This is a genomic window from Cellvibrio sp. (assembly GCF_053579595.1).
The window spans coordinates 1-5774 of record NZ_JBRFPI010000295.1; the positions used below are offsets into that span (position 1 = coordinate 1).

At 44.5% G+C, this 5774-nt stretch carries 8 protein-coding genes; 4 read left to right on the plus strand and 4 right to left on the minus strand.

Annotation, left to right across the window (positions count from 1 at the left end):
- The 4 genes from ACWA6V_RS16005 to ACWA6V_RS16020 form a co-directional block, all read left to right on the plus strand.
- A partial coding sequence (locus ACWA6V_RS16005) for a DUF933 domain-containing protein (RefSeq protein ID WP_449523428.1) occupies nucleotides 1–372 on the plus strand: 372 nt, incomplete at its 5' end.
- A gap of 120 nt (nucleotides 373–492) precedes the next feature.
- On the plus strand, nucleotides 493–1179 hold the full coding sequence (locus ACWA6V_RS16010) for a CsgG/HfaB family protein (RefSeq protein WP_449523429.1): 687 nt from the start codon (nucleotides 493–495) through the stop codon (nucleotides 1177–1179).
- Between the two features lie 22 nt (nucleotides 1180–1201).
- Nucleotides 1202–1552 carry a DUF4810 domain-containing protein gene (locus ACWA6V_RS16015; protein WP_449523430.1) on the plus strand — a complete coding sequence of 117 codons (351 nt, stop codon included), beginning with the start codon at nucleotides 1202–1204 and terminating at the stop codon, nucleotides 1550–1552.
- 1 nt (nucleotide 1553) lies between these two features.
- The gene (locus ACWA6V_RS16020; RefSeq protein ID WP_449523431.1) at nucleotides 1554–2186 is read left to right on the plus strand and encodes a DUF799 domain-containing protein; all 633 of its coding nucleotides are present in this window, start codon (nucleotides 1554–1556) and stop codon (nucleotides 2184–2186) included.
- Nucleotides 2187–2346: 160 nt separating this feature from the next.
- Here the strand turns inward: ACWA6V_RS16020 and ACWA6V_RS16025 are convergent, their stop codons facing one another.
- The 4 genes from ACWA6V_RS16025 to ACWA6V_RS16040 form a co-directional block, all read right to left on the minus strand.
- Entirely contained in the window at nucleotides 2347–3513 is a 1167-nt protein-coding gene (locus ACWA6V_RS16025) for a Ca2+-dependent phosphoinositide-specific phospholipase C (RefSeq protein WP_449523432.1), read from the minus strand.
- Between the two features lie 309 nt (nucleotides 3514–3822).
- Nucleotides 3823–4416, minus strand: coding sequence for a LysE family translocator (locus ACWA6V_RS16030; RefSeq protein ID WP_449523433.1), 594 nt, complete (start codon nucleotides 4414–4416; stop codon nucleotides 3823–3825).
- A gap of 216 nt (nucleotides 4417–4632) precedes the next feature.
- The gene (locus ACWA6V_RS16035; protein ID WP_449523434.1) at nucleotides 4633–5130 is read right to left on the minus strand and encodes a hypothetical protein; all 498 of its coding nucleotides are present in this window, start codon (nucleotides 5128–5130) and stop codon (nucleotides 4633–4635) included.
- Between the two features lie 132 nt (nucleotides 5131–5262).
- Nucleotides 5263–5774 (minus strand): hypothetical protein (locus tag ACWA6V_RS16040; RefSeq protein ID WP_449523435.1); only part of this gene is annotated, 512 nt, incomplete at its 5' end.

Sequence of the window (5774 nt, forward strand, 5' to 3'; positions counted from 1 at the left end):
GAAGCCGATATTGCCGAACTTGAAGGCGATGACAAAAAAGAATTCCTCGATGAAATGGGCATGGAAGAACCCGGCCTGAACCGCGTCATTCGCGCCGGTTACCAACTGCTCGGATTGCAAACCTATTTCACCGCTGGTGTAAAAGAAGTGCGCGCCTGGACAATTCCCGTAGGCGCAACTGCACCGCAAGCGGCTGGCGTGATCCACACCGATTTTGAAAAAGGGTTTATCCGCGCTGAAACGATTTCTTACGAAGACTTTGTGCAATACAAAGGTGAGCAAGGTGCCAAGAACGCCGGCAAGTCACGCAAAGAAGGGAAAGAATATATTGTAAAAGATGGTGATGTGTTGCACTTCTTATTTAACGTGTAATTCGAAAAATACGCACTACACTTCATTTGCAACAAAAATCAAAAAGCCGCCACCTAGGGCGGCTTTTTGATATCAAAAAATAACTTGTTTTACCCCCCTCAACATATGGAGTTTTATGGAATGCTAAAAATCATCAGCTGGACAAGTATTAAATATTTAGGGCTGGGCAGTGCCATCCTGCTCTGCTCCGCCTGCGCAACGGAAACCCATCGTCAAGTTGTGCCGCAAACGGTTGAAACCCACGGTACCGTTTACCAAGGACAAAAGCACACACTGGTGGTGGGCAACTTCCAAAATCGCTCAACTTATTTGCAGGGCATGTTTTCAACTAACGTGGACAATCTGGGCAATCAAGCCAAAACCATTTTGAAAACACATTTGCAACAGACTAACCGCTTTACTGTCGTTGACCGCGAGAACATGGCAGGGCTTGAAAATGAAGCGAAAATTTCGGGCGTCAGCCAAAAATTAAAAGGGGCTAATTATGCAGTCACTGGCGATGTGACTGAATTTGGCCGCAAAGTGACTGGCGACCAACAATTATTTGGCATTCTTGGGTCAGGCAAAAAACAAACAGCTTACGCAAAAGTGTCGCTCAATATTGTGGATGTCACTACATCTGAAATAATTTACTCCACTCAGGGCGCTGGCGAATACGAATTGAGTAACCGTGAGGTTGTCGGTTTCGGCGGCACCGCAGGTTACGATGCAACACTCAACGGTAAAGTACTTAACTTCGCCATTACTGAAGCAGTAAACAACATGGTACGCGACCTGCAAAATGGTGTGTGGAATATCAAGCAGTAATACTAAAAACAAGGAAAATACGATGAAAACAATTGCAGGTTTATCACTTGTACTTTTATTGGTTGGCTGTGCCAATAACCAAACCATGTACCACTGGGGTAGTTACGAACAAGTCGTATACGACATGTATAAAAATCCCGGCAAAGCAACTCCCGATCAACAGCTCGATACTCTGCGCAAGGATATTGAAATTGCAGCAAGCAAAGGCAAACCCGTACCACCAGGTGTGTACGCGCATATGGGGATGCTCTATGCCAGCATTGGCGATAGCGAGCAAGCCAAACAAGCGTTGAACGAAGAAATTGCCCGCTACCCTGAATCAGCCATTTTTGTAGATGGTATGTTGACCCGCTTGGAAAAAGGAAAACAATAAAATGAAAAAAATAGGACTTTTATTAATTGCTTGCGCAATTGCCGTGCTATCAGGTTGTGCGGTTCAACCCTACGACTACACTGCAATCAACGCAGCAAAACCAAAATCCATTCTGGTTATTCCACCGACCAGTGAATCAACGGACGTTAATTCTACCTATACATTTTTATCAACCATATCCAAACCACTGGCTGAGCAGGGGTACTATGTGTTCCCTGTTGCCGTGGTGGATACGTTTATGAAAGAAAATGGTTTGCCAACACCTGATGAGATGAACAGTATTCCGCTTGAAAAAATCCGCGATGTGACAGGCGCGGATGCTGTGCTGTACGTTAACATCAATCAATGGGGCCAGAAGTTTCAGCTCATTTCATCGGTTACCGTAATTGATTCCGATGTTCGCCTGGTTGACACCAACACCGGAACTTTATTGTGGAACGCTAAAATTCAGGCACAACAAGGCTCTAGTGATGGCGGTGGCGGTTTGGCTGGAGCTATTGTCGGCGCCATTGCCGAACAAATTGCCAGCGCAATTGTTGATAAAACCTACGGACTCTCTGCGCAGCAAAATCTTTTAGCAGTTAATAACAAGGCTCGCGGTCTTCCCAACGGCCCATACAAGAAGGTCGAATAAAACCGGTTTATTATTATCGGCTTTTAACTTTCCAAAAAAATACGGCGGATTTGCAAAAATCCGCCGTATTTTTTTACTCGTCAACACGCAACATCGAATACGACTCTTTTATCTTAAACAGTGCGAGCGATGTACTGATTTTACTCTGCATTCCACAGCGTCAAGGCGACAACACTTCTACCAAAGCGGATTTGTAATTAGCGCAATTCGTCATTCGCACGGAATTGCACTGCGCCATAGCTCCATTGCTGAAAGTAATCACAAAGCCGAGCGATAAAGGATCGGGCGCACCGGGATAATAATCGGTACTCACTGCCTGTGCGCCGCTTGCGATTGCTGCGTTTGCTTTGGAATAATCCTTGCGCCGCGCTTCGTGCGTGCCTGCATCGGTGCGAGTACGCACGATTAAACCCTGCTTAACCCACGCCTTAATTTTTTCACCATCGACTAACGGGTCTTGCACGATTTGAATCACGCCTTCGGCTTGATCATCGGCATACCAACCAAACATCGCCCGACCGGCGAGCGACGGATGACCCGCGCGATACGCCTCAGACACTGCCGGGCGCACATCAAACAAAATATACAGTTGTCCACGCGCAGCGGCGAGACTTGGCCAACCTTTGTTACGCACCGCTTCGCGCAACGTCGGCGCAGTGCCGCGCACCTCATCGGGTGTGATCAGGCGATCACCCGGAAGCGCTGAGCGAATCTCAGCATCGAGCGCATCGAGCAACGCCTTATTATTGAGTGGCAATGGATCGGTAATTCCCGGCCGACCGGAAGCTGTGTCGGCCGCATTGAGCGTAATCATAATTGGGAGATGGCGCGGATGCGCGCGCGACCAGCGATCGATCTCACTGAGGCAGCCAATTAGCGTTGCGCAGCTGCTGAGATAATCCACATCGGGATTGTGCAGCACTTTGAATCCGGGTTTGAGCATAGGCGCGCGCTGAAATCCGGTACCCTCACCCGCCGCCCGCGCCCATTCTTCGCCTTTGGGATCGGCATAACGCCCACCGAGTGGATCAGCAAAAATATCGAGCTCAAACTGACGCACACCTGCGTCAAGTTGCTCACTCAATGTCACATGATAATAATCCAGGCTTTCAGCCCGTTTGGCATCTTCAGCGTGTAGTTTTGTCATTACCGCGCTGGGCATTTTTGTTTTAAAACTATTATGCGATCCCACTACTTGAATGTCGTTCATTCTTAACGCCGATGCGTTTTGCCCTGATTGTGCATCTGCAGCAAAAACTGGCGCCAACATCAAACACATAAGCGTGGTGATGGCGCTGCACGCAAAAAAAGTTACTCGAGTAGTCATTGTTATTCATCTCTTTACATCGCCGGACTAATAAGTCAATCCACTATCGGGATGAGCATGATGAGCGGTGTGCATGAAAGAATTGTGACGAAAAAGTTAGTTATCGTTTCGGTTATGCCTTCCACGTTTTTTTGCGTTAGCTTTTCTTGTATCGTAAAGATTTATTTTTTATTTGGCTTTTTTACCAAGTACCTCAATCGGCCAAAAAGCAGACGTCCGCGACAGCTGAATAGCGGCCTTCGCATTGCAGCTTTAAGCATCAATTAAAAGAAGGTATTGCCGCCATCGCTTGTTAAGTGTTCTCAGCGTTTAACTAAACTGGGAGTAAAGTAAAAAAATGGCAGTAATAATTAATAACCCACCCATTAATAGATTAAATAATTTTAACCTGGACTCACTGCTCAGAAAAACTTTCACTTTATCCCCCAGAACAGACCAAGAAAAAAGTGACAAATAACAAACAACAAAATATACCAATGAAAAAGTCAAAAAAACTTCTTTGTTTTCAGGAGCTGAAAACAAAGAAACGCCTGCCACACATGCAATCCATGCTTTTGGATTTAACCATTGCAAAAGAAGTCCTTGCATAAAAGTAGGCTGCTTTTGCTTTTGAATATCTAATTCCGGTCTTGATGAGCCAATTAAATAACCCATATACATAATATAGAGTGAGCCAGCTATTGCTAGATATTCGAGAATCGAAGGGTACAAATTAATTACTTCGTAAAAACCAAAGCCAATGAATAATAGGAGCAATGTAAAACCAATGGTTGCGCCAGACACAAATGGAAATGTTTTTCGGATTCCATAACTAACGCCCGAAGAAACGATTACCATATTTACGGGCCCCGGCGAAATTGACATAGCCAAGGAGAATGAGAGCATCGCGATTAGTAGAGACATGATTTTCCTTAATTACCTTCCAACAGCTTATTCAAGACCAGCAATATCTTAGCAAACAATACAAATAACGCTTGAGATATAAAGCCTCACCTCTCAGCCTACGCCTTGGGCCACCGACTTTCTTCGGCCATTTGCGGACCCTGGTGAAAGAATACCCTTCAAGAGAAAAGGATGATTTTGATAACGGACTTACCAATTTTTTACCACAGTCGCTTGTTACACATTTTGCAAACGCACTTTCCTTCTAACCAAAGTCAAACCATACATAAACACAATACGCATGTTTTGTAAATCTTGCGCAGACCAAACAGGTGCATACGGTTTAACACCTGCCTTACGTGACAACAAGTTACACCCATAAAACAACTTATTGTATTGTGAAAGGTAGTTTTGAGTTAGACGTTCAAACTCTTTATGCTCAGAAGGAAAAGCAGCAGCCAAATCACCAAATATATTCCAGACATTTAAAAAAATATTTGGCTCTATTTGTGATGTTGGGTTTTTACACCACATTTTTATTTGATCAAGATTGTAAGTTGAATTGTCTGGACTTAATTCAAGTTGGCGGCTTTTTGCAAACGAATTCAATTGCACCGTATTTTTGAATGCTGGTGCAATACCGGCAAGAACAAATAGCTGATCCAATTGGCCGGAGCACCAAATTAAGTATTGGTATTTATACCCCAATTTAAATTTAACGGGAAAATATTCCATATTTGCCTTGTGTAACGTTAAGCACAACGGCAGTTCGTAAGTTGTGCGTTGTGGAATACTTTTGCGAAGCAAAACCACAAAAGCGCGACTTACGAACTGTCCAGCCGCGCAGCGGCGTGTTGCTGCGCCTTGTTAAGCTTGCCTTTTGTTACAGAACAACAAAAATTGAATGCCTATGAGAAAGACTAAAGGAACTACTGCGACAAGAATAACCCGCGTTTCGTCAGCTGATTCATAAAAAGTATATGTTTCACTGCCTGTTGAAGCCATTTGAGGCTCAAACCAATAATGGAACATTAGAATAATTATAAGCGCCACAATACTTAAAGCTGAAAGTATTTTTAATACTGTCAAAAATGCCCCGCCTTTAAATGCTGCCAGAAGACCGAACACACCAAAGGCCGCCGATAAAAATAAAAATGTATTGCCGTAGAGAAATGATAGAAATGTGCCGTAGAGGCAAAAAACTACAATACTTGCATTCAATGTTCTAGCCATTCGGGCTACTCCCTGCTTAACGCTAAGTTCAGCCGCAGTTTGTAAGTTGTTTTTTTGTGGAATACTTTTGCGAAGCAAAACCACAAAAGCGCAACTTACAAACTGTCCAGTGGAGGCGAAGCCGGAACGGTGCTGCAACGCCTTGT

Excerpts from the sequence above, each read along its gene's own strand:
- ACWA6V_RS16035 (WP_449523434.1), bottom strand. The coding sequence starts at position 5,130 with ATGGAATATTTTCCCGTTAAATTTAAATTGGGGTATAAATACCAATAC.
- ACWA6V_RS16020 (WP_449523431.1), top strand. The coding sequence starts at position 1,554 with ATGAAAAAAATAGGACTTTTATTAATTGCTTGCGCAATTGCCGTGCTA.
- ACWA6V_RS16010 (WP_449523429.1), top strand. The coding sequence starts at position 493 with ATGCTAAAAATCATCAGCTGGACAAGTATTAAATATTTAGGGCTGGGC.
- ACWA6V_RS16030 (WP_449523433.1), bottom strand. The coding sequence starts at position 4,416 with ATGTCTCTACTAATCGCGATGCTCTCATTCTCCTTGGCTATGTCAATT.
- ACWA6V_RS16015 (WP_449523430.1), top strand. The coding sequence starts at position 1,202 with ATGAAAACAATTGCAGGTTTATCACTTGTACTTTTATTGGTTGGCTGT.
- ACWA6V_RS16025 (WP_449523432.1), bottom strand. The coding sequence starts at position 3,513 with ATGACTACTCGAGTAACTTTTTTTGCGTGCAGCGCCATCACCACGCTT.